The following is a 22844-nucleotide window of genomic DNA, read 5'->3' as shown; positions in this document are numbered from 1 at the left end:
ACGATGCGGCATATCGAAAGCGAATTGATTTATTTATTCGAGTCGAGAAAATTTCACTCGTGAATTGGATTAAATTTTTTGTTAGCCTTTCTGGCGACATCGAGTGGCCACGAGGCCAGCGAACACCCTAATTTCTAACCGATGTGGGAATGCCAACCATGCTGAAAGTCACCAAAGCCGTGTTTCCCGTAGCGGGCCTCGGGACACGATTCCTGCCGGCCACCAAGGCAAGCCCGAAGGAAATGCTGCCGATCGTCGACAAGCCGCTGATTCAATATGCGGTGGAAGAAGCGATTGCCGCCGGCATCACCGAGATGATCTTCGTGACGGGCCGCAGCAAGCGCGCCATCGAAGATCATTTCGACAAGTCCTATGAAATCGAAGCCGAACTCGAAGCGCGCAACAAGCAGAAGCTGCTCGATCTCGTGCGCAGCATCAAGCCGGCCAACGTGGACTGTTTCTATGTGCGTCAGGCCGAAGCGCTCGGTCTCGGCCATGCGGTGCTGTGCGCCGAAAAGCTGGTGGGCGACAGCCCGTTCGCCGTGATTCTCGCCGACGACTTGCTGCACAGCTCGAAGCCGGTGATGAGCCAGCTCGTCGACACCTTCAATCACTATCACAGCTCGGTGATCGGCGTTGAAACCATCGCGCGCGAAGACAGCCGTTCGTACGGCGTCGTGGACGGCAAGGAGTGGGAAGACAACGTGATCAAGCTGTCGGGCATCATCGAAAAGCCGGCGCCGGACGTGGCGCCGTCGAACCTCGGCGTGGTGGGCCGCTACGTGCTGATGCCGACCATCTTCAAGCATATCCGCGCGCTGAAGCCGGGTGCGGGCGGCGAGTTGCAATTGACCGATGCGGTGCAATCGCTGCTGACGGAAGAGCAGGTGCTCGCGTACCGCTACTTCGGCACGCGCTTCGATTGCGGCAGCAAGCTCGGCTATCTGAAGGCGACGGTGGAATTCGCGCTGCGTCATCCGGAAGTGAAGGCGGAGTTCGAAGCGTATCTGCAAACCTATATGCAGGCCAATCTGCCGGATCAGTTCGCGGCTGAAGCGGCTTAACCCAGCTTTACCCGCTTCACCGGCTTGACCCGCTTCACCGGCGCAGTCAGCCTGAGAGTGCGGCCTGCGCGGTTCAAGCGCTCAGGCTGTCAACGCATCCACGTAGCAGCGAACGCGCGGCAGCAACGCGCACATTAAAAACGGGCGCCGCTAACCACGCGGCGCCCGTCTTTCTTTTCAGCCGGACTCGAGCCGGGATCAACCCAGACTCTCAAGCAGCGCTCGAGCGGCGGCTGAAAAACTTCACCCCTTCTTCACTTCCAGCCGGAACTTGTGCAGCAACGGTTCCGTGTAGCCGCTCGGCTGCGCGCGGCCCTCGAACACCAGCGTTTGCGCGGCCTTGAACGCCAGCGTATCGAAGCCCGGCGCCATCGGCTTGTAGTGCGGATCGCCCGCGTTCTGCTCGTCGACCACCTTCGCCATCCGCTTGAAGGTTTCTTCAACCAGTTCGCGCGTCACCACGCCGTGATGCAGCCAGTTGGCGATGTGCTGGCTGGAAATGCGCAGCGTCGCGCGGTCTTCCATCAGGCCGACGTTGTGAATGTCCGGCACCTTCGAGCAGCCCACGCCCTGATCGACCCAGCGCACCACATAGCCGAGAATGCCTTGCACGTTGTTCTCGATTTCGCTGCGGATTTCGTCCGCGCTCCACTTGGCCGTTTCGACGACCGGAATCGTCAGCAGGCCGTCGAGCAGTTCGTCGCGCACCTTCGCGTAGTCCGTGCGTTCGAGTTCCTGCTGAACCGCTTGCACGTCGACCTGGTGATAATGCAGCGCATGCAGCGTGGCGGCGGTGGGCGAGGGCACCCAGGCGGTGTTCGCGCCTGACTTCGGATGCGCGATCTTCTGTTCGAGCATCGCATGCATCAGGTCGGGCATCGCCCACATGCCCTTGCCGATCTGCGCACGGCCGCGCAGGCCCGCGCTCAGACCGACCAGCACGTTGCTGCGCTCGTAGGCGGTGATCCACGCGCTCGACTTCATGTCGCCCTTGCGCATCATCGGGCCGGCTTCCATCGCCGTGTGCATTTCGTCGCCGGTGCGGTCGAGGAAACCGGTGTTGATGAACGCCACACGTTGGTTCGCTTCGGCGATACAGGCGAGCAGGTTGAGGCTGGTGCGGCGCTCCTCGTCCATGATGCCCATCTTGATCGTGTTGCGCGGCAGCTTCAGCAGGTCTTCCACGCGCGCGAACAGCTCGCTCGCGAACGCGACTTCAGCCGGGCCGTGCATTTTCGGCTTCACGATATAGATCGAGCCGGTGCGCGAGTTCAGCTTGTGCTGACGGTCGTGCAGCGAGCACAGCGTGGTGATCACCGCATCGAGAATGCCTTCCGGAATCTCTTTGCCGTCTTTCGTGAGCACGGCCGGATTCGACATCAAATGACCGACGTTGCGGATGAACAGCAGCGAGCGGCCATGCAGCAAGACCTGCGACTTGCCGTCCGCGCCCGTGTATTCGCGATCGGCGTTCAGACGGCGCGTGAAGGTCTTGCCGTTCTTCGTGACCTCTTCGGTGAGATCGCCGTTCATCAGGCCGAGCCAGTTGCGGTAGAGCTGGACCTTGTCGTCCGCATCCACGGCCGCCACCGAGTCTTCGCAATCGATGATCGTGCTCACCGCCGCTTCGACCACCACGTCCTTCACATGCGCCGCATCCGTTTTGCCGATCGGATCGTTCGCGTCGATCTGGATTTCGAAGTGCAGGCCGTTGTGCTTGAGCAGCACCGCCGACGGCGCGCTCGCTTCGCCCTGATAGCCGATGAACTGCGCCGGTGTTTGCAGCGCGCTCGCGCCGCTCTTCAGCGCGACGACCAGCTTGCCGCCTTCGACGCGATAGTCCGTTGCATCGGCATGCGAACCGTTTGCGAGCGGGGCGGCCTGATCGAGAAATGTGCGTGTATAGGCGATCACCGCGGCGCCGCGCACCGGATTGAAGGTCTTCTGCTTTTCGGCGCCGTTGGTCTCGGGGATCGCATCGGTGCCGTACAGCGCGTCGTACAGGCTGCCCCAACGCGCGTTCGCGGCGTTCAGCGCATAGCGCTGGTTGGACAGCGGCACGACGAGTTGCGGGCCGGCCTGTTCGGCGATTTCGGTATCCACGTGGTCGGTCGTGGCTTTGACGCTCGCGGGCGCCGGCACGATATAGCCGATGCCTTCAAGAAAGGCACGGTACGCGCGCAGATCGCGCACCGGACCCGGATTGGCGCGATGCCAGTTGTCGAGTTCGGTTTGCAGGCGGTCGCGCTCGGCGAGCAGCGCACGGTTTTTGGGCGCCAGCTCGTGCACGAGGGCGTCGAAACCTGACCAGAATGCGGCGCTGTCGAGTCCGGTGCCGGGCAGGGCTTCCGTTTCGACGAACTGGTCGAGGTTGGCGGCGACTTGCAGTCCACCGCGCGGGTTCATCTGAGTCATCGACTGCTCCATCTGAATGGGGCCGATGTGGGGAGCACCGGCCCGTAAGTAGCGTTTCGTTTTTTATGAGCCGCCGTGAGAAAACTTAAGCGGCGACTGCCTGAATACCCGCGCGGGCGATCTGCGCGTCCTGATCCGACTTGACGCCCGACACGCCCACCGCGCCGACCACCTGGCCGTCGACGATCACCGGCACGCCGCCTTCCAGCGTGCCTTGCAACGGCGCGCTCAGGAATGCCGTGCGGCCGTTGTTGATCATGTCTTCATATACCTTGGTTTCGCGGCGGCCGAGCGCCGAAGTGCGGGCTTTTTCCGTCGCGATGTAGGCGCTGGCCGGCGCGCTGCCGTCCAGACGCAGCAGGCCGAGCGGATGACCACCGTCGTCGACTACCGCGATGGCGACGGCCCACTGGTTCTTCTCGGCCTCCGCGCGGGCGGCTTCGAGGATTCGGGTGGTTTCGGCAACAGTCAACACGGGTTTGCTCAACATAATGAATTTCCTGTTTCGCTTATGGTAGGGATGCTTCTACGGCATTCACGATGCTGATGCCGAGCCGTTCGAGCACGCGGGCGGCGGCCGTGTTGGTGTTCGGCGACAGCGCGGGTTGCACGCAGCCTTCCAGCATCAGCATTTTGCGCGGATGCCGCGGCGCCGGCCTTGTTTTCGCCCGGGCGCTACGCTTGGGAATTTTACGTCCAAGCGCGGCCGATATCGAGCAGCGCGTAATAGGCGACACCCAGGCGACACCCGATGGGCAGGTGGTTTCACAGTTGCGGCAGGTCAGGCAGCGGTCGAGGTGCAACTGGGTTTTCTGCGTGACCGGTTCGACTTCGAGCCTCTGCTCGGCTGGAAGGGTGGGAGTGATCGGTGCAGCGGCCTCGGCGTTTTCCGCGTAAGTGGCGGGGGGGCCACGCGCCGCCAGGAACGCGGGCCGCAGGCGCTTTACAATCGACCCCTACGACAAAAAATATCGAGCGCCCCCATACCATGCCTACCATCAGCGAACTCTATGTCTATCCGATCAAATCGTGCGCCGGCATTGCGCTGAACGAAGCGCGCCTGCTCGCCACCGGCTTCGAATACGATCGAAGCTGGATGGTCACTGACCCAGGCGGCGCGATGCTCACGCAGCGCGCCTATCCGCGCATGGCGTTGATCAAGATCGCGCTTGCCGAACATGAACTGGTGATCAGCGCGCCGGGCATGAGCGCGCTGCGCACGCCGCTCGATGCGGCCGAACTCGCCGCGCCGGAGCCGGTGCAAACCACCGTATGGCGCGACGCGGTCCACGGGCTCGACACCGGCGACGCAAGCGCCGCATGGTTTTCGACATTTCTCGGCGTGCCGGCGCGGTTGTTGCGCTTCGATCCGCGGCGCGAGCGGATCGTCGATCCGGAATACACCGGCGAGATTGGCGCAACCACGCATTTCGCCGACGGCTTTCCGTTGCTCGTGATCGGCCAGGCGTCGCTCGACGATCTGAACCTGCGTCTGAACCGCAAGGGCGCGCCGTCGATTCCGATCGACCGGTTCCGGCCCAACGTCGTGCTGACGGGGCTCGATCCGTATGAAGAAGACTATGTGGAGAGCCTGAGCGTCGGCAATGCCGGCAGCGAAGCGGAGGCCGTGCAATTGCAGCTGGTCAAACTGTGCTCGCGCTGCCCGATGCCGACCATCGATCAGGCCAACGGCGCGCCCGACCCGGACTGGCCGAACGAACCGACCGACACGATGAGCGTCTACCGCGCGAATGCGCAGCGCGGCGGCGCGTTGACGTTCGGCAACAACGCGATCGTCGCGCGTGGAGCGGGGGCATGGCTGCGCGTCGGGCAAGACGTCGAGGCTGAATTGGGGTTCGGCGACTGAGGTGGCCGAAGCGTCGGCCAATAAGTCGGCCGATGTGTTCGCGGTGCGTTCGCGGCTCAGGCAGCGGCCCGTTCAACGGCTCAAGCAACGACTCACTCTGCGGCTCGAGCAACGGCTCACTCAGCGACTCACTCAACAATTCACGCGGCTTGCGCAATGGCTCCCGCCGCCGTCATCAGGCCGTCAGTCATCACAGCCGCCGCTTCTTCGCTCCACTGAACCCCGCGCTCGACGCTCTCGCCGACCGCGCTCCCCACCAGAATCACCGCGGGACTGCCGAACCCCGCGCTTGCGGCATCGGCGGCGAGCCGGTCGAGCCGGGTCAGCAAGCGCCGTTCGCCGGCTCCGCCTGCCCATTGGACGACGGCCGCCGGCGTATCGGCAGGCAGACTCGCCAGCAGCGCGGTGGCAAGACTCTCGATGCGCCGCATCCCCATATAGATCGCCAGCGTAGTGCGGGTCGCGGCCAGCGCGGCCCAGTCCGGCTCGCCGTGATCTTCGGTATGCGCGGTGACGAAGCTCACGCCGTGGCAATGGCGGCGATGCGTCAACGAAATGCCGAGACTCGCCGCCGCCGCGAAACCCGATGAAATCCCATTGACGATCTCCACCGGAATCCGCGCGCCGCGCAGCGCCGCGAGTTCTTCTCCGGCCCGGCCGAACAACAGCGCTTCGCCGCCCTTGACGCGCACCACATGCAAGCCCTTGAGCGCGTAGCGCTGCATCAGGCGTTCGATGAACGCTTGCAGCGTCGAACGGCAGCCGCCGCGTTTGCCGACGCGAATCACACGCGCTTGCGGCGCCAGCGACACGATCTCGGGATTGGCGAGGTCGTCGAGCAGCACGATGTCGGCGGCGGCGAGTGCTTTGACGGCTTTGAGCGTGAGCAGGTCGAGCTCGCCCGGGCCTGCGCTCAACAGTGTGACCTTGCCGGTGGTGGTGTTCATCGCGATGTCCTTGGCTTGTTTGATGTGTTTAATGTGTTCGATGGCTGGCTGCCGTCGCGGTGGGGGCGCGGTGGGGCGTATAGGCTGCGCCAAATAAAAAACGGCGTCCGCTCGTGGTGGTCACGAGAGGACGCCGTTGTCCGGATGCTGCTCACTATCTTTAAGCGGAGCGAAGCACTGCGCTGTGCTTTGCCCGGATTTCATGCACTCGCGGCTGCATTGCCTGCAAGGCTCGACACCCGCTCATGCAAGTACCACGCCATCACGCGGCAACCTACGCTCAACCCTCGCCACGCGTCGCCGGCAGGCCGGGAAATGCACCGGAAACGCACCGCTCGTGTGCTTGCCCCTCGCACGCGCACAGTGCTGCGTCGCACCACCCATGTGCCTGGCTGCATCAAAACGCGTCGCATACCGCGTTCGCCGCACACCCGTGCCATTCGCCACAAACCCCCGCGTCACAGCCCTGCGGCGGGCATTCCGCACAGTTGGCACGGCCTTTGCGTTAAGCCTTGCCATCGGATCAACGTGGATCCGGCGCGAGCGCAACAACAAGGCGTTCGCTGCATCACAGGTTTGGACAACGGCGTCCCTCGAATTCAGTCATCGACTGGGTTCGCGGGACGCCGTTTTTATTTCCGGAATCGCTTTTGCACACCAGTCGGCCGGCAGCGATTCAAGCCCAGCACATCGAGGACACCGCGCTCATGAAAATCATCGTTATCGGTCACGGGATGGTCGGTCACAAACTGGTCGAGTGCCTCACGCAGGACGCGGCACATGGCCTCGACATCACGGTGCTGTGCGAAGAATCGCGACCCGCGTACGACCGCGTGCATCTGTCCGAATTCTTCGCCGGCAAATCGGCGGACGATCTCTCGCTGGTCGAGCCGGGTTTCTTCGAACGCCAGAACGTGTTGCTCAAACTGAGCGCGAAGGCCGTCGCGATCGACCGTGATGCACGCACCGTGACGGTGTCGACCGGCGAAACCTTGCCGTACGACAAGCTGGTGTTCGCCACCGGTTCGTATCCGTTCGTGCCGCTGGTGCCGGGCCGCGAGCGCACCGACTGCTTCGTCTACCGCACCATCGACGACCTCGAAGCGATGCAGGAATGCGGCGCGCGCTCGAAGACGGGCACGGTGGTCGGCGGCGGCCTGCTCGGCCTCGAATGCGCGAAGGCGCTGCGCGACATGGGCCTGCAAACGCACGTGGTCGAATTCGCGCCGCGCCTGATGGCGGTGCAGGTCGACGACGGCGGCGGCCGCGTGCTGCGCAGCAAGATCGAAGAACTTGGCGTGACCGTGCACACGCAGAAGAACACCACGGCGATCGTCGACGGCGAGAACGGCACGCACCGCATGCAGTTCGCCGACGGCAGCCATCTCGACACCGACATGATCGTGTTCTCCGCGGGCATCCGTCCGCGCGACGACCTCGCGCGGGAAAGCGGCCTCGCGCTCGGCGCGCGCGGCGGCATCGTGATCGACAACGCGTGCCGCACCAGCGATCCGCACATCTACGCGATCGGCGAATGCGCGCTGTGGAACGGTCAATTGTTCGGCCTCGTCGCGCCGGGCTATGACATGGCGCGCACGGTGGCGAAGCAACTGCTCGGCGATTCGGCGGAATTCGCCGGCGCCGACATGAGCACCAAGCTCAAGCTGATGGGCGTGGACGTCGCGAGCATCGGCGACGCGCATGGCAAGACGCCGGGCAGCCGCGCGTACCAGTTCAGCGACGAACGCAAGCAGGTCTACAAGAAGCTGGTGGTGTCGGAGTGCGGCAAGCAACTGCTCGGCGCCGTGATGGTGGGCGATGCGACCGAATACGGCACGCTGCTGCAGATGATGCTGAACCGCATCGAATTGCCGGACGCACCGGAATTCCTGATCCTGCCGCAAGGCGACGGCAAGGCCAAGCCCGGACTTGGGGTCGACGCGCTGCCCGAGGCCGCGCAGATCTGCTCGTGCAACAACGTCTCGAAGGGCGAAATCTGCGCGGCGGTGTGTGCGGGCGCGACCAGTATCGGCGCTGTGAAGAGCGCGACATGCGCCGGCACCTCGTGCGGCGGCTGCGTACCGCTCGTCACCCAGGTGATGAAGGCCGAGATGAAGAAACAGGGGCTCGCGGTCAACAACCACCTGTGCGAGCACTTCCCGTATTCGCGCCAGGAGCTGTATCACATCGTGCGTGTCGAGGGCCTACGCAGCTTCGGCGAATTGCTCGCGAAGCATGGTCGCGGGCTCGGCTGCGATATCTGCAAGCCGGCGGTGGCGAGCATCCTCGCGTCGTGCTGGAACGAATTCGTGCTGAAGAAAGAGCACGCGTCGCTGCAGGACACCAACGATTACTACCTCGCCAACATCCAGCGCGACGGCACGTATTCGGTCGTGCCGCGCATGCCGGGCGGCGAAGTGACCCCCGACGGCCTGATCGCGGTCGGCCAGGTCGCGAAGAAATACGGTCTCTACACGAAGATCACCGGCGGTCAGCGCGTCGATATGTTCGGCGCGCGCGTCGAGCAACTGCCACTGATCTGGGAAGAACTGATCGCCGCCGGTTTCGAATCGGGCCATGCGTACGGCAAATCGCTGCGCACCGTGAAGTCGTGTGTCGGGTCGACGTGGTGCCGCTACGGCGTCGGCGATTCGGTGGGCCTCGCGGTCGAGATCGAGAACCGCTACAAGGGCCTGCGCACGCCGCACAAGATCAAGTTCGGCGTGTCGGGCTGCACCCGCGAATGCGCGGAAGCGCAGGGCAAGGACGTCGGCATCATCGCCACCGAGAAGGGCTGGAATCTCTACGTATGCGGCAACGGCGGCATGAAACCGCGCCACGCCGAACTGCTCGCATCGGACCTCGATCACGACACGCTGGTGCGCTACATCGACCGCTTCCTGATGTTCTACGTGCGCACCGCCGACCGGCTGCAACGCACCAGCGTGTGGCGCGACAACCTCGAAGGCGGCCTCGCGTATCTGATCGACGTGGTCGTCAACGATCGTCTGGGTGTTGCGGCGGAGCTCGAGGCGGAGATGCAGCACGTGGTCGACAGCTACGAAGACGAGTGGAAAAAGGCCGTCACCGATCCCGAAACACGCAAGCGCTTCCGCCATTTCGTCAACAGCGAGCAGGCCGACAGCAACGTCGCGTTCGTCGAGGAACGCGGCCAGATCCGGCCCGCGACGCCGGCCGAGCGGCAAGCGAAGCTGGCCGCGATTCCTGTCGTTGTCGAGACCGTTTGATTTTTTTGCGCCATTCACCGAGGACTTCCGCCATGAACAACGACCGCCTGCCGCGTGCCTGGACGCCGATTTGCCCACTCGACGACATCGTCCCCAACACGGGCGTCTGCGCGCTCGTCAATGGCGAACAGGTGGCGGTATTTCACGTGAGCGAAGGCGGCACGAACAACCGCGTGTTCGCGATCGACAACTTCGATCCGGGTTCGCAGGCGGCGGTGCTCTCGCGCGGGCTGATCGGCAGTCTTGGTGAGCGCATCGTGGTGGCCTCGCCGATCTACAAGCATCATTTCGATCTGCGCACCGGCGAGTGCCTCGAGGCGCCCGAGAATTCCGTCAACGCCTACCCGGTGCGCGTCGAGAGCGGTAAGGTGTGGGTCGCGGTCTGAGCCGCTGATTTTTCCATCTTCTTCGAACGGCTTCACGCGACATGGCGAGCAATAGCGTAAAAACCGTGTGTCCTTACTGCGGCGTTGGCTGCGGCATGGTGCTGCACGTCGAGGACGGCCAGGTCGTCAAGATTTCCGGCGACAAGGAGCATCCGGCCAACTTCGGACGGCTGTGCACGAAGGGCCAGTCGGCGCACGTCGCGTTGCGCAAGTCGGGACGGCTGGAGGGCGCGTTCGTGCGCCACGCACGCGATCAGGACCCGGCGCCGCTGCCGATGGCGCAGGCGATCAGCAACACGGCGTCGCGCTTGCGCGGCCTGCTCGACGAATACGGGCCGGACGCGCTGTCGTTCTATGTGTCAGGGCAAATGTCGATCGAGGCGCAGTACCTCGTCAACAAGCTCGCAAAGGGTTTTGTCGGCACCAGCAACATCGAATCGAATTCGCGGCTGTGCATGGCGAGCGCGGGCAGCGGCTACAAGCTCTCGCTTGGCGCGGATGGCCCGCCTGGATCGTACGACGATATCGACCACGCCGATCTGTTCCTCGTGATCGGCGCGAATATGGCCGACTGTCACCCGATTCTGTTCCTGCGGATGATGGATCGTGTGAAGGCGGGCGCGAAACTGATCGTCGTCGATCCGCGCCGCAACACCACCGCCGACAAGGCCGATCTGTTCATGCAGATCAAACCGGGCACCGACCTCGCGTTGCTCAACGGCCTGCTGCATCTGCTGCATCGGAACGGCCATACGGATGCCGAATTTATCGCCGAAGCCACCGAAGGCTGGGACGAGATGCCCGCGTTCCTCGCCGGCTACACGCCGGCCAGCGTCGCGGAGATCACGGGCCTGGCCGAAGCGGACATCCGTCAAGCGGCGGCCATGATCGGTGAAGCGCCCGAGTGGATGAGCTGCTGGACCATGGGCCTCAATCAGAGCACGCACGGCACGTGGCACACGAACGCGATCTGCAATCTGCATCTGGCCACGGGCAAGATCTGCCGCCGCGGCAGCGGACCGTTTTCGCTGACGGGCCAGCCGAATGCGATGGGCGGCCGCGAAATGGGCTACATGGGACCGGGTTTGCCGGGCCAGCGTTCGGTGCTGGTGGAAGAAGACCGTGCGTTTATCGAAGACCTGTGGGGCATTCCGAAAGGCACGCTGAAGCCCGAGGCCGGCAACGGCACGATCGACATGTTCGCGCGTATGGCCGCGGGCGAGATCAAGGCGTGCTGGATCATCTGCACCAATCCGGTGGCGAGCATCGCCAACCGCCAAAACGCGATCGCCGGATTGCAGGCGGCGGAACTGGTGATCGCCCAGGACGCATTCCTCGACACCGAGACCAACCGTTACGCCGACGTGCTGTTGCCCGGCGCGCTGTGGGCCGAAGCCGAAGGCGTGATGATCAACTCCGAGCGCAACCTGACGCTGATGCAAAAGGGCATCGAGCCGCCGGGTGCCGCGTTGCCGGACTGGCAGATCATCGCGCGCATCGCTTGCGAAATGGGTTTCGCCGATGCGTTCAGCTACACGAGCGCCGAAGAAGTTTTCGCGGAAATCACCCGTGCGTCGAATCCGAAAACCGGCTACGACTTGCGCGGCGCGAGCCACCGCCGTCTGAAGGAAACGCCGCTGCAATGGCCGCTTGCGTCAGAGGATTCTGCCGGGCGCAATCCGGTTCGCTATATCAACGACGGCGTCAGCCAAACGCTGAAGGCGTTGCCCGACGGCAGCCGTCCGCGGCTCGTGTTTCCGACCGCGAGCGGCAAGGCTGTGTTTTTCGCGCGCGCTTACGCGGCGCCGGCCGAATTACCCGATGCGGAATTTCCGATCGTGTTGAACACCGGCCGCGTGCAGCATCAATGGCACACGATGACCAAGACCGGCAAGGTCGCGATGCTCAACAAGCTGAACCCGGGACCGTTCGTCGAGATTCATCCCGAAGACGCCACCGCGCTCGGCATCAAGCCCAAAGACCCCGTCGAGATTCGCTCGCGACGCGGCCGTGCGGTGTTGCCGGCGGTCGTCACCGAACGGGTGAGCGCAGGCAGCTGCTTCGCGCCGATGCACTGGAACGACGTATTTGGCGACGACCTGTGCATCAACGCCGTGACGAGCGATGCAATCGATCCGGTCTCGCAGCAGCCCGAACTCAAGTTCTGCGCGGTCGCGCTGAGCCCGGTTGCGCTCGACACCCTCGCGCCGCCCCCATTCGACGCCCATGATGAAACGCTCGCCGATGCTGCCGGCGCATCGGCGAGCGCAGCGCCGGCGAGCGCCGAGGAACTGGACATGCCCCGTATCGATGCACTCAGCAGTCTGTTGCAGCTTCCACAGACACCACCGCCTTCGTTCAACGAGACCGAGCGTGCGTATCTGGCTGGTTTTATCAGCGGCCTGCGCTCGGCTGAAGCACGGGGTATCGGCAGCGTGCCGGTCCTGCCGCACGGCGCACCGGTCGATGCGGCGACGCGCCTCTACGTGGACGGTTTGCTCGGCGGTCTCTATAGCCGCAGCGGAGCGGGCGCCGCGGCGCTTCTTGCGCCGACGTCACAGCCACACCCGCAGCCGCAGCCGCAGCCGGACGCGGCGCCTTCGTCCGCCGTGCGCATCGTGCGTGCGCGGCCCAAAGTGACCTTGCTGTGGGCCTCGCAAACCGGCAATACCGAATCGCTCACCGAGCGTTACGCCACGCGTCTGATGGAGTCGGGCTTCGAGATCCGCACGTCATGCATGGCCGACTATCCGGCCTCGGCGCTCGCCAAAGCGCAATACGTGCTGCTGATGACGAGCACTTTCGGCGACGGCGATCCGCCGGATAACGCGCAAAGCTTCTGGACCCAACTGGCGAGCGAAGCCGCGCCTCGCCTCGACGGCGTGCGCTACGCCGTGCTCGCGCTCGGCGACCGCAACTACGACCAGTTCTGCGGCCACGGCCGCCGCCTGGATGAACGCCTCACGGCCCAAGGCGCGCTGCGTCTGCTCGATCGCACCGACTGCGATAGCGAGTACCAGGAGATCGCCGACGCGTGGCTCGAACGGATCATCGTCCGCATCAAGGAAGAAGATGCCGCGCTGCATGCGGTACCGCGCGACGGCATGGTCAACGCCGTGGTGCCGGGCCTCATGCCGACCAAAACGCGTCCGGCCGCATCGCGGCTGGTGAAGAACCTGCAATTGAACAAGCAGGGCACCGCCAAGGACACGCGCTACTTCTCGCTGAGCACCGGCGACTCGGGCCTCGAATACGAAGCCGGCGATGCGTTGGGCGTATGGCCGAGCAATTGCCCCGAACTGGTGGACGAATTGATCGACCTGAGCGGCCTGAGCGCGGACGCCGCCGTGAAAGTGTCCGGCGCGGGCGAAATGCGCCTTGCCGACGCGCTCGGCAAGCACTACGAAATCGCCCGTCCGAACCCGGACGCGCTCGCGTTCATCGCGTCGCGCAGCCGCAACGGCGCGTTGCGCGATCTGCTGACGCCTGAGCGCAAAGCCGACCTCAAACAATGGCTATGGGGACAGCAGCTCGCCGACGTGCTGCATGAATTTCCGGTGGACCTGACGGCCGCCGAATTGACCGGCATGCTCAAGCGTTTGCAGCCGCGTCTCTATTCGATCGCATCGAGCCCGAAGGCGCATTCGGGTGAAGTCCATCTGACTGTTTCCGCGGTGCGCTATAGCAATGGCCGGCGCAATCGCAAGGGCGTCTCATCGACGTTTCTCGCCGACCGCGCCGGCGAGGTGAACGTACCGGTGTTCGTGCAGAAGTCCGCGCACTTTCGTCCTCCTCACGCTTCTGACACGCCGATGATCATGGTCGGCCCCGGCACCGGCGTTGCACCGTTCCGCAGCTTTCTGCACGAGCGGCGTGCGCGTGGCGACAAGGGGCGCAACTGGCTGTTCTTCGGCGAGCAGCATGCGGCCACCGATTTCTACTATCGCGACGAACTCGAAGCGCTGCGCGACAGCGGTGTGCTGACCCGGCTGGATGTCGCGTTCTCGCGCGATCAGGCGGAAAAGATCTACGTGCAGGACCGCATGCGCGAGCAGGGTGCGCAACTGTGGGCATGGCTCGAAGACGGTGCACATTTCTACGTCTGCGGCGACGCCAACCGGATGGCCAGGGATGTCGACGCGGCGCTCAAGGAGGTGGTCGCCCAACACGGCGGCATGAGCGATGACAAGGCGCTCGAGTACGTGAGCCGCCTCGCGCAGGAAAAGCGCTACGCGCGCGACGTTTATTGATTATTCGGCGCACCGAAAAAGGCACCGAAAAAGACGCGGTTTCAGGTTTCACAGAGTAGGCAGGAAAGTTTCAAAAGACGGTTCCGGATGGCATGGACGTTGCATGACCACACCGGATTTCAACATCGCGACCATTCCGGTGCGCAGCGTGGCCGGTAAGCGAACAATCAGTACATTTGAGGATGTCTAATGAAAAACGTGATGAGCTCCCTTAAAAGCGGGGACTGGCGCGCGCTAGTGGCGTGTTTCCTCTATTTCGACACGGGCTTCACCGTCTGGGTGCTGTACGGACCGCTCGCGCCGTTCATCAGCAAGAGCATTGCGATGACGCCGGCGCAGCAGGGTTTGCTGGTCGCGGTGCCGGTGCTGTCGGCGGCGATTCTGCGCGTGACGCTCGGCAATCTGTATCAATCGGCGCATGGCAAGCGGATCGCGCTGATGGGCGTGTTGTTGTCTGCCGTGCCGACGATCGTGCTGCCGCTGTTGCCGTTCCCGCCGTCGTACACGCTGCTGCTGGTGCTCGGCGTGTTTCTCGGCGTGGGCGGTGCGAGTTTCTCGGTGGCTCTGCCGATGGCGGGCAGCAACTATCCGCCGAAAGTGCAGGGGCTGGTGCTGGGTCTGGCCGCGGCCGGCAACATCGGCGCGGTGCTGGACGGTTTCCTGTTCCCGCAGCTGGCAACCCATTTTGGCTGGCAGGTGGCGACCGGCGGCGCACTGCCGTTGCTCGCGATTGCGGCTATCACGCTGTACTTCTGGGCCAACGACTCCGGTTTGAAATCGGGCAGCGTGCTGCGCGCGTTCGGCAGTTTCGCGGTGACGCTTGCTGGTCTGATCGTGCTCGTGATGCTGATCGAAGCAGGCATGTTCGGCTCCGGCAAGAGCGGCGTACTGCTGTTGCCCGTGATCGGCGCGCTGCTGGCGATCGCGGTGCTGCCGCAGCGTTATCGCGCGGTGCTGGCCGAGCGTGACACGTGGGTCATCATGCTGGTGTACAGCATTACGTTTGGCGGCTTTGTCGGCATGTCGTCGTACGTGGCGCTGCTGCTGACCAACCTGTATCAGCTGTCGAAGATCGATGCGGGTCTGTTCATGGCGCTGCTTGCAGCGACCGGCGCGATCGTGCGGCCGCTCGGCGGGCTGATCGCCGACAAGGTGTCCGGCGTGCGCGCGCTAACGTTCCTGCTCGCCGTCATTTCGCTGGCCGACTTCGTGTTTGCCGCCGCCATGCCGTCGCTTACCGGCGGGATCGCGCTGCTGTTGTTGCTGTACGTGGCGTTCGGTCTGGGCAATGGCGCGACGTTCCAACTGGTGCCGCATCGCTGGGCGGGGCGCACCGGGCTGATGTCGGGCATCGTGGGCGCGGCGGGCGGCATCGGCGGGTTCTATCTGCCGGTCGTGATGGGCATCGCGAAGGAAAGCACGGGCAGCTATCAGATGGGCTTTGCGACCTTCGGCGCGCTGGCCGCTTGTGCGTTCCTTGCGATCGTGGCGTTGCGCCGTCCGTGGATGGCGTGGTCGATGCAGACCAGCGCGATTCACGTGCACGCAACGGAGTAAGGCAAACCTCGATATCCGCGCTGTGCGACTGCTTTCACAGGTCGCCCGGCGCGCGACCGGGGGCTAATCGAATCATAAGAACAAACATGAGCATCACGAGAGAACCGGTTCAAGTGCCGTCGTCCGAAGCGGACGTCTCCAGCGAGGTATTGAGCTCGTTGATCAACACGGCCGGGCGTCAACGCATGCTTTCCCAGCGTATCGTGCTGAAGGCGATGCTGGCGTTCCAGCAGTTCGACGGCGCGCTCGCCGTTGCACGCGATATGTTGCGCACGTTCGCGGACAGCCACGAGACGCTCGTGGAAGGCCGCGACGGTTTGCCCGGACTTTTTTCGCCGGCGATCCGCGACGCTTTTCACGGCAGAGACAATGTCGCGAAGAAGATCGCGGACTTTATCGCGCTGGCGTCAATGGCGCTCGAGGCGATCGAGCGCTCGTCACCGCGCGCGGATGAGGCGTTGAGGGCGTTAATCGAAACGGTCGATCCGTTGCTGACACATCTGCATGGCGTGACTGCCGTGTATGAACAGGAAAGCCGGCGGATTGCGCGGGCGCAGAAAAAAGGCCAGCAGGATCTGATCGACCGGATCAAGGCGATTGCGAAGGAAGCGCATATCGTGTCGTTCAACGGTCAGATCGTGGCGAGCCGCGCGAATGTGACCGGCCGCGAGTTCGCGGTGGTGGCCGGTGTGATGACCTCCATCACGCGTGAACTGGAAGCCGTGGTGGGCGCGTTCGTCACGAAGACTTCGGGGGGGTGAAGCCGTAGTGCGGCATTGTTGACTGTGCGATTGGCTATTTTTGCCCTACGTTCCGGTCCGGGTGCGAGGCCGCGATTTCGCTGCCGGTGAGACGGGAGTCGCGACCGGAATGGGCTCGAACAGCGCTACGAGGTCATCGGCCGAGAACTTGACGGCGCCGGCGGTATCCTCGGACAGGATGCTGTCTGCCAGCAGGGCCTTTTTTTCCTGCAGGGCGACGATCTTTTCCTCGATACTGCCGGCGGCGATCAGCTTGTAGACGAACACCGGTTTGTCCTGACCGAGACGATGCGCGCGGTCGGCGGCCTGATTTTCCGCGGCGGGGTTCCACCACGGATCGTAGTGGATCACGGTGTCGGCTGCGGTCAGGTTCAGACCGACGCCGCCGGCCTTCAGGCTGATCAGGAAGAGGGGCACTTCGCCCTGCTGGAAGCGCCGCACGGGCGTCACGCGATCGGTAGTGTCACCGGTGAGGATGACGTACGGGATGGCGGCCTTCTCCAGTGCGTCGGCGATCAGCGCCAGCATGCCGGTGAACTGCGAGAACAGCAGCACGCGGCGGCCTTCATCGATCAGTTCCGGCAGCATGGCGAGCAGCAGGTCGAGTTTGGCTGATTCCTTGACGCGGGAGGCTTTCTCCAGTTTGACAAGGCGTGGATCACAACAGACCTGCCGCAGCTTGAGCAACGCTTCGAGCACGATGATGTGACTGCGCGCGAGTCCTTGAGCGGTGACGGCGGCCCGGACTTTTTCGTGCATCGCGGCGCGCACCGTTTCGTACAGGTCGCGCTGCGCGCCTTCGAGGTCGACGGTGCGCACGATCGTGGTCTTCGGCGGGAGTTCTTTCGCGACCTCGTCCTTGCGCCGGCGCAGCATGAAGGGGCGGATGCGGCGCGCGAGCAGATCACGCCGCACGGTGTCGCCGCCTTTCTCGATCGGGGTGCGCCAGCGCTTCGTAAAATCTTTCTGACTGCCGAGGAATCCCGGCAGCAGGAAATCGAATTGCGACCACAACTCGCCGAGGTGATTCTCGAGCGGCGTGCCGGTGAGACACAGGCGGTGTCGCGCGCGCAGTTCGCGGATGGTCGCCGCCGCTTTGGTGGTTGCGTTCTTGACGTACTGCGCCTCGTCGAGGATCAGCAGGTGATAGTCATGCTGTGCAAGGACTTCCTGGTCGCGCCACAGCAACGCGTAAGTCGTCAGGATGAGATCGTGATCCCCGATCTGGTCGAAGCGGTCCCTGCGTTCAGGTCCATTCAGATCCAGCACCTTCAGGTCGGGCGCGAAGCGCTGCGCTTCCTCGCGCCAGTTGTGCACCAGCGTGGTTGGCACGACGATCAGCGCGGGCCGGTCAAGGCGGCCGGCTTCCTTCTCCGCCAGCACATGGGCGAGCGTCTGCACGGTTTTACCGAGTCCCATGTCGTCGGCCAGCACACCCGAGAGGTTGTGTTCGCGCAGGAACTGCATCCAGCTCAGCCCCTGATGCTGGTACACACGTAGCTCGGCCTGCAATCCATCTGGCACACGCGCCTCGGTCAAACCGGGGGCAACCTGCAGGCGTTGCGCCAGTTGGCGGATCGACGTGTCGCCATGGAATTGCCAGCGGCCCGTATTGTTCAACGCATCGAGCCGGCCCGCGTCCAGTTCTGAAATACGCAGGGAGCCGTCGCCGACCGTATCGAACAGGTCAACCAGCACACGTACGACCGGCTTGAGCCGATCGGCGCGCAGACGCAGGCGTTCACCCCGGTCAGTCTTGAGTTCGATCGGTTCGTCATCAGGAATAGTTTCGAGTGCGCCAGCAAGCCAGCGCCGGTCGCGCCGGAACAGCTCGGCCAGCAACGGCTCGAGGCGCACCGTGCGATTGTCGACCGTGATGCCCATCTCGACATTGAACCAGCCGTCGCCCGCCTGATGTAACGTGCCGTCGATCGCAGCGATCTCGATCACGTTGAAACGAAACGCATCGGCCATGACCACGTGCCAGCCCTTTTGACGAAGGGAGGGCAACGTCCCCTGCATGAAATCGGGCCAGCCATCAGCGTTTTTCAGACCCAGCATGGCAGCCGGGAACGGAAGCGGGCCAGATGCACGATTCGCTGGAATCCTGACGAGCCCGGCCCGGCTCATCTCGCCCAGTCGCAGTCTTTCTGTTTCGGCGTTGCGCCTGAGCTGGACGACTTCTCCATGCGCGGTTCTGTGCAACGTCGCGCCGTCATTCGCATCAAGTCTAACTCCGTCATAGTCGAAGCTGACCGTCGCGAAATCCAGCACGCCTGTCTGCAATCGTGGTGCCCAGCCGGACGTATAGGTGGGCAGCGTGTTGAGCGACAGCACCGGCACGGGTTCGGTATCGATCACGCGGACTGCGGACGCATCGTGCGCGGGCGGCAACGGTAGCTCCGGCGCGATCTCGCGCAGCACGGCGCCGACCAGCGGTGCCTCAGCGAGCGAAATGGGCGGCATCGACAGGTAATCGGCGAGATCCAGCGTTGACCACGGCAATTCCACCGCCCCGGCTTCTCCCGAATCTGCATCGACGTACCAGAGTGGTTCGGTAGCAAACACCATCGTGGCGGGCGGATCAGTCCGCAGGACGGGCCGCAGACGCTCATCGGGCTGCGGCTCCCACTCGACCTGCCCGCGACGCGCTGGCCCGGGGCGCAACGCGGCAGGCGTGATGTTCGCGACGGGCGCGGCAAAAGCACGGCCGGTATCGACCAGCTTTTGCAGGACCGCAGCACCCGTCCCGCCGCGCAGTACAAAATGCCCGTAATCCTCGCGAGTACGGCCGAGCCACAGTCCGCGCAGGATGGCCAGATCCTCCTCGGCCACAAATTTCGGTGGCTTGACGAGCGCGGCCTCCACATTGCTCCACGAGTCGTCGATGGTCCGGATTGCGCCGTCGACACTCCGGCGCGCCTTGTAGAGCTGGACTTCGGGGTGCCGGTGATACGTCCATGAAAGGACATAGGCGAGCGCATGTGTGGATCTGGTATCGGTTGATTTCTTGCCGGCGGGGCGAGCGGCCGTGCGCCGCGTGCGGAAACCTTCGAGCCAGCTGACCAATTCGGGGCGCACACCGGGTTGCGGCTTCGGCATGTTTTCGAGGTTTGCGACGAGCAGCGCGGCCACGTGTTTGCAGTCGACGCCGACCGGACACGTACATTCGCCTTCAACCCACATGTCGCGCTGATCGTCGATATCGTGAAAATACGCCCTCACGTCATACGGACGGGTCCGCGTGCCTTGCACCTGGCCACTCAGGGTGTCGGCGCTTCGCCAGCGCACCTCGGAGACAGCGTGGGCGTACTCACGTGCTTTGGCTACCGTATGGGAACCTAACCAATCCGTGATTTGCTTGCGATTGTAGAAGACGGACATTGCTGATGGATTCGGGTTGACGACGCGAGGGGCATTTTACGCGGGGCGGTTGCCGGACGGCACATTATGGAAGAGGCGTTCGAAGCTGAACGCAACAAGGCATCGCGGCCCTATGACGGCATGGCGCAGCTTCCCGAACAGCACAAGCAACTGGCGACTCAATTGCTGACAACGGCGGCGACACTTGAGCGCGGCTATCAGGCGTTTCCTGGAAGCGGCAACCTGCAAGTCTTTCAGCCTCAAGTCGACGAGATGGACAAGCTGCATCGGCAATGGCTTTCCGATCTGGAAAGCTTCAAAAGCGCCCTACGTGCGCTAGGCGCCGAACCCAGGGCATTGGAGTACGTGAATGAAGCGTTCGGACGCCTAGCCGAGCGTATCAAGAAACTTGCAGGTTGAAGATAGAGTTGGGGGGACGGAATTTTCTGGGGTTCCGGCTTAGAACCCAATCCGCTGCCCACTGTGACGTCGTCATGCAGCGAGCGCGAGCCGCCGCGCGACGCGTCTTCGCGCTTAACGGCGAACAGATGCGTTTCACGCTGATCCGGATCGCCGCACAGCGAATATTAGCGCGTGACGCCCGAGGGTCCGGTCACGTCGATATGCGCGCCGGGCTCGTACTGCTCGAAGGGGTTGCCGTCCGGCCGCGGCATCGCGCTCGGATCGCGCTTGCAGATCAGCAGATGACGCGTCTCCCAGCTGTCGGTCAGTTGGCAGACGGAAAGAGCGTGCAGGTGCGGCAAATATCTACCGGATCCTCAATACATTGATATATTTACAAATCGAGCGCAGATAGATTTACGATATCTGCGAAATAGCGATTATTCGTGTACAGGCGCTCCTTGCTGCCCTGATCAACAATTTCGCCTTGATGGAAAACAAATATTCTGTCAGCAAAGCTCATGGCGCTGGCGCGATGACAAACCATAATAATCGTTTTTTCGCCAAAAACCTCCATGATGTTCTCAATCACGGTTCGCTCGGTTAGCACATCCAGAGAGGATGTGCCTTCATCGACGATTAAAATTTCAGGTTTTCTCAGAAAAACCCTGGCAAGCGAAATCCGCTGCTTCTGCCCCCCAGAGAGCGTTGCGCCACGATCGCCAAGCATGGCATCCAGTCCATCTGGCAACTGATCCAGAAAGCTTGCCAGCCCCGCCTTTCTGAGTGCTCCATTGACTTCTTCATCAGATGCATCCGGGTTTGCAACAAGCATATTAAAGCGCAATGTATCCTTGAAGATCAACGCATCCTGCGCCACCAATCCAACGATCGAACACAGTGACGCCTGCGTGACGTCCATAATATTTTTTCCGAAGATTTTCACGCACCCAGAATCAGGCCGATACTGCCCGGTTAATATTTTAATGAGGGAACTTTTCCCCGCTCCACTTTCACCCGTCCAGACGATTTTCTGTCCAGCCTCGATGTCCATGGAAACCGCTTTGAGTGCCGCGGTATTCTGGCCAGGGTAGGAGAGACTGATATTGTGGATTTCAATGATGGGAGAACATCGATTCAATACGTCAACCTTCTTGTCAAGCGGGCTTGCGATCTTGATTTTTCGAACAAAGCCAGACAACGTAAACAAAGACTGATTAATTTCGCTGAACACATTGCCAAGACTCTCTATGGGTGCCGTCAGCATGATGATATATGATGCGACCATGACAAAGTGTCCGGGCGAAACGTGTCCGTCCAGAACGCCGCGCAGGACCCAGAGAAACGAGAAGGAAAAAAGTCCAACGAACAGAACTGCATTGACAGCGAGCATTGTAATGTTCGTGCCCCAGTAGCGTAGTTGCACTTTCTTGTCTGCATCCAGGACGTTTCTATATCGAGAAGCGAGATAGGCATGCGTCCCATATTGCCGAATGACAGACAGATTCACGATCGAATCCACTAGCGTAGAGTAGGACCTCCGCCCGGCCTCCATAACGTCATTTTTGAGTGCAGTCAGTTTTTTTGTCTGCAATACGTTATTTAAAATGAAAAGCAACGCGTAAACCAAGAATGCTAGTGCGATGATGCTGCTCCCGGAATGCACTAATACAAAGAACGCAGAAAACAGCTGTATCAGTGGAGACGCAACATTAAACACAAAATTTCTTATGACAAGATAAAAATCATTGTTTGCCTGATTGATTTCATGGCTCAGCTCACCTGAGTTTCTGTGTGAGAAGAAGCTTGCATCCTGCCGGTAGAGATAGAGAAAATACTTCGTCGAAAGGAGGGTGACAACACCTATCCTCAACATGCTCTGGAGGTACATCGATATGGTGCTGGAGAGTCGATTGATGCCAATGCATGCAAGGTAGGCAACTGTCAAGGCAAGTATACTGATCGGAAACGCCGCTTTTATCGTCGGCAACGCTACAAGTTGATCGGTCAGCGCAGAGAGTATGACCGGTGAAATCGCGGTCAGCACAGACGATGCCACTGTGACGATAAGCACGTACGCAAATCGGATTTTTTCACGTGCATTGAGTTCATCCCGCATGAACCTAAAGAGCTCCAGCCATTTCTTCATGATTTATCTGCAACTCCACCCGAGTCTGACATTTCGTCATTTAAGATATTTTGAATACCCACCAACAAAGCTTTCAAGTTTGTACAAATTCAAGATATTTTTTATATCCATTGAAAGGGATAGCATTCCGCTGCGCTCCATGCTACTCGTTAGAGTGTCCGCATTGATCTTCAGGTTGCGCACGACTCTTCCGGAGCAGACTGATGAAATGTCGAAATAGTTTTTGTCCAGGTATGAAAACCACTCTTGCATGCATGGCTGGACTGCCGGCACACTTGGCAGACTGGTGGTAGCGATGACCGATGCAAGAACGATGAATGCACAAATGCTGGCGAGAATTTTGATGACAATTGCTTGCCTATGGTTGCTTGCGAGTGCCGTGCTTGCTTCGGCAGGCTGGCTCACGCGAACGCGGCCGGCAGATGTTGCGGTGGT

14 protein-coding genes and 2 pseudogenes are annotated in these 22844 nt (G+C 62.1%); 8 read left to right on the top strand and 8 right to left on the bottom strand.

The genetic code is table 11. The features are described 5' to 3' along the window. The first annotated feature begins 158 nt into the window (after positions 1-158). Positions 159-1064, top strand: a complete 906-nt coding sequence (gene galU, locus AC07WT_RS09270) for a UTP--glucose-1-phosphate uridylyltransferase GalU (RefSeq protein WP_494946842.1) — start codon at positions 159-161, stop codon at positions 1062-1064. A gap of 243 nt (positions 1065-1307) precedes the next feature. On the opposite strand, the gene AC07WT_RS09265 is transcribed toward galU, so the two are convergent. The 3 genes and pseudogenes from AC07WT_RS09265 to glcF form a co-directional block, all read right to left on the bottom strand. Next, positions 1308-3479, bottom strand: coding sequence for a malate synthase G (locus AC07WT_RS09265; RefSeq protein WP_494946841.1), 2172 nt, complete (start codon positions 3477-3479; stop codon positions 1308-1310). An 85-nt stretch (positions 3480-3564) separates the two neighbouring features. Beyond that, positions 3565-3969, bottom strand: coding sequence for a heme-binding protein (locus AC07WT_RS09260; RefSeq protein ID WP_494946840.1), 405 nt, complete (start codon positions 3967-3969; stop codon positions 3565-3567). A gap of 31 nt (positions 3970-4000) precedes the next feature. Continuing rightward, positions 4001-4345: pseudogene (gene glcF, locus AC07WT_RS09255) on the bottom strand (glycolate oxidase subunit GlcF); the annotation flags it as partial. Between the two features lie 122 nt (positions 4346-4467). On the opposite strand from glcF, the gene AC07WT_RS09250 reads away from it, so the two are divergent. Next, complete coding sequence (locus AC07WT_RS09250; protein ID WP_494946839.1) at positions 4468-5346, top strand: MOSC domain-containing protein; 879 nt, start codon at positions 4468-4470, stop codon at positions 5344-5346. A gap of 140 nt (positions 5347-5486) precedes the next feature. Here AC07WT_RS09250 and cobA read toward each other — a convergent pair whose 3' ends face one another. Beyond that, on the bottom strand, positions 5487-6293 hold the full coding sequence (gene cobA / locus AC07WT_RS09245) for a uroporphyrinogen-III C-methyltransferase (protein ID WP_494946838.1): 807 nt from the start codon (positions 6291-6293) through the stop codon (positions 5487-5489). Positions 6294-7000: 707 nt separating this feature from the next. Here cobA and nirB point away from each other — a divergent pair. The 5 genes from nirB (at position 7001) to AC07WT_RS09220 (ending at position 16495) form a co-directional block, all read left to right on the top strand. After that, on the top strand, positions 7001-9541 hold the full coding sequence (nirB, locus tag AC07WT_RS09240; RefSeq protein ID WP_494946837.1) for a nitrite reductase large subunit NirB: 2541 nt from the start codon (positions 7001-7003) through the stop codon (positions 9539-9541). Positions 9542-9573: 32 nt separating this feature from the next. Further along, positions 9574-9927, top strand: a complete 354-nt coding sequence (nirD, locus tag AC07WT_RS09235) for a nitrite reductase small subunit NirD (protein ID WP_494946836.1) — start codon at positions 9574-9576, stop codon at positions 9925-9927. 41 nt (positions 9928-9968) lie between these two features. Further along, complete coding sequence (locus AC07WT_RS09230) at positions 9969-14177, top strand: bifunctional nitrate reductase/sulfite reductase flavoprotein subunit alpha (RefSeq protein WP_494946835.1); 4209 nt, start codon at positions 9969-9971, stop codon at positions 14175-14177. A gap of 189 nt (positions 14178-14366) precedes the next feature. Beyond that, entirely contained in the window at positions 14367-15734 is a 1368-nt protein-coding gene (locus AC07WT_RS09225) for an MFS transporter (protein ID WP_494946834.1), read from the top strand. Positions 15735-15820: 86 nt separating this feature from the next. Continuing rightward, positions 15821-16495: a type IV pili methyl-accepting chemotaxis transducer N-terminal domain-containing protein gene (locus AC07WT_RS09220; RefSeq protein WP_494946833.1), complete on the top strand. Its 675-nt coding sequence runs from the start codon at positions 15821-15823 to the stop codon at positions 16493-16495. Between the two features lie 45 nt (positions 16496-16540). Here the strand turns inward: AC07WT_RS09220 and AC07WT_RS09215 are convergent, their stop codons facing one another. Further along, on the bottom strand, positions 16541-19879 hold the full coding sequence (locus AC07WT_RS09215) for a DEAD/DEAH box helicase (protein WP_494946832.1): 3339 nt from the start codon (positions 19877-19879) through the stop codon (positions 16541-16543). A gap of 66 nt (positions 19880-19945) precedes the next feature. On the opposite strand from AC07WT_RS09215, the gene AC07WT_RS09210 reads away from it, so the two are divergent. Next, complete coding sequence (locus AC07WT_RS09210; RefSeq protein WP_494948463.1) at positions 19946-20278, top strand: transposase; 333 nt, start codon at positions 19946-19948, stop codon at positions 20276-20278. 47 nt (positions 20279-20325) lie between these two features. Here the strand turns inward: AC07WT_RS09210 and AC07WT_RS09205 are convergent. The 3 genes and pseudogenes from AC07WT_RS09205 to AC07WT_RS09195 all read right to left on the bottom strand — a co-directional run. Continuing rightward, positions 20326-20526 (bottom strand): annotated as a pseudogene (locus AC07WT_RS09205) (oxidoreductase); the annotation flags it as partial. A 128-nt stretch (positions 20527-20654) separates the two neighbouring features. Further along, positions 20655-22409: an ABC transporter ATP-binding protein gene (locus AC07WT_RS09200; RefSeq protein WP_494946831.1), complete on the bottom strand. Its 1755-nt coding sequence runs from the start codon at positions 22407-22409 to the stop codon at positions 20655-20657. 36 nt (positions 22410-22445) lie between these two features. Next, positions 22446-22814: a hypothetical protein gene (locus tag AC07WT_RS09195; RefSeq protein WP_494946830.1), complete on the bottom strand. Its 369-nt coding sequence runs from the start codon at positions 22812-22814 to the stop codon at positions 22446-22448. Between the last annotated feature and the right edge of the window lie 30 nt (positions 22815-22844).

Source organism: Paraburkholderia sp. GW821-FHT02A12, assembly GCF_059422005.1.
Note: the sequence above shows the minus strand (reverse complement) of the source record. Positions and strands in the feature narration are given on the sequence as shown.

Bases quoted from the DNA above. Each gene is read 5' to 3' on its own strand.
- galU (WP_494946842.1), top strand. From the start codon at position 159: ATGCTGAAAGTCACCAAAGCCGTGTTTCCCGTAGCGGGCCTCGGGACA.
- AC07WT_RS09265 (WP_494946841.1), bottom strand. From the start codon at position 3,479: ATGACTCAGATGAACCCGCGCGGTGGACTGCAAGTCGCCGCCAACCTC.
- AC07WT_RS09260 (WP_494946840.1), bottom strand. From the start codon at position 3,969: ATGTTGAGCAAACCCGTGTTGACTGTTGCCGAAACCACCCGAATCCTC.
- AC07WT_RS09250 (WP_494946839.1), top strand. From the start codon at position 4,468: ATGCCTACCATCAGCGAACTCTATGTCTATCCGATCAAATCGTGCGCC.
- cobA (WP_494946838.1), bottom strand. From the start codon at position 6,293: ATGAACACCACCACCGGCAAGGTCACACTGTTGAGCGCAGGCCCGGGC.
- nirB (WP_494946837.1), top strand. From the start codon at position 7,001: ATGAAAATCATCGTTATCGGTCACGGGATGGTCGGTCACAAACTGGTC.
- nirD (WP_494946836.1), top strand. From the start codon at position 9,574: ATGAACAACGACCGCCTGCCGCGTGCCTGGACGCCGATTTGCCCACTC.
- AC07WT_RS09230 (WP_494946835.1), top strand. From the start codon at position 9,969: ATGGCGAGCAATAGCGTAAAAACCGTGTGTCCTTACTGCGGCGTTGGC.
- AC07WT_RS09225 (WP_494946834.1), top strand. From the start codon at position 14,367: ATGAAAAACGTGATGAGCTCCCTTAAAAGCGGGGACTGGCGCGCGCTA.
- AC07WT_RS09220 (WP_494946833.1), top strand. From the start codon at position 15,821: ATGAGCATCACGAGAGAACCGGTTCAAGTGCCGTCGTCCGAAGCGGAC.
- AC07WT_RS09215 (WP_494946832.1), bottom strand. From the start codon at position 19,879: ATGTCCGTCTTCTACAATCGCAAGCAAATCACGGATTGGTTAGGTTCC.
- AC07WT_RS09210 (WP_494948463.1), top strand. From the start codon at position 19,946: ATGGAAGAGGCGTTCGAAGCTGAACGCAACAAGGCATCGCGGCCCTAT.
- AC07WT_RS09200 (WP_494946831.1), bottom strand. From the start codon at position 22,409: ATGAAGAAATGGCTGGAGCTCTTTAGGTTCATGCGGGATGAACTCAAT.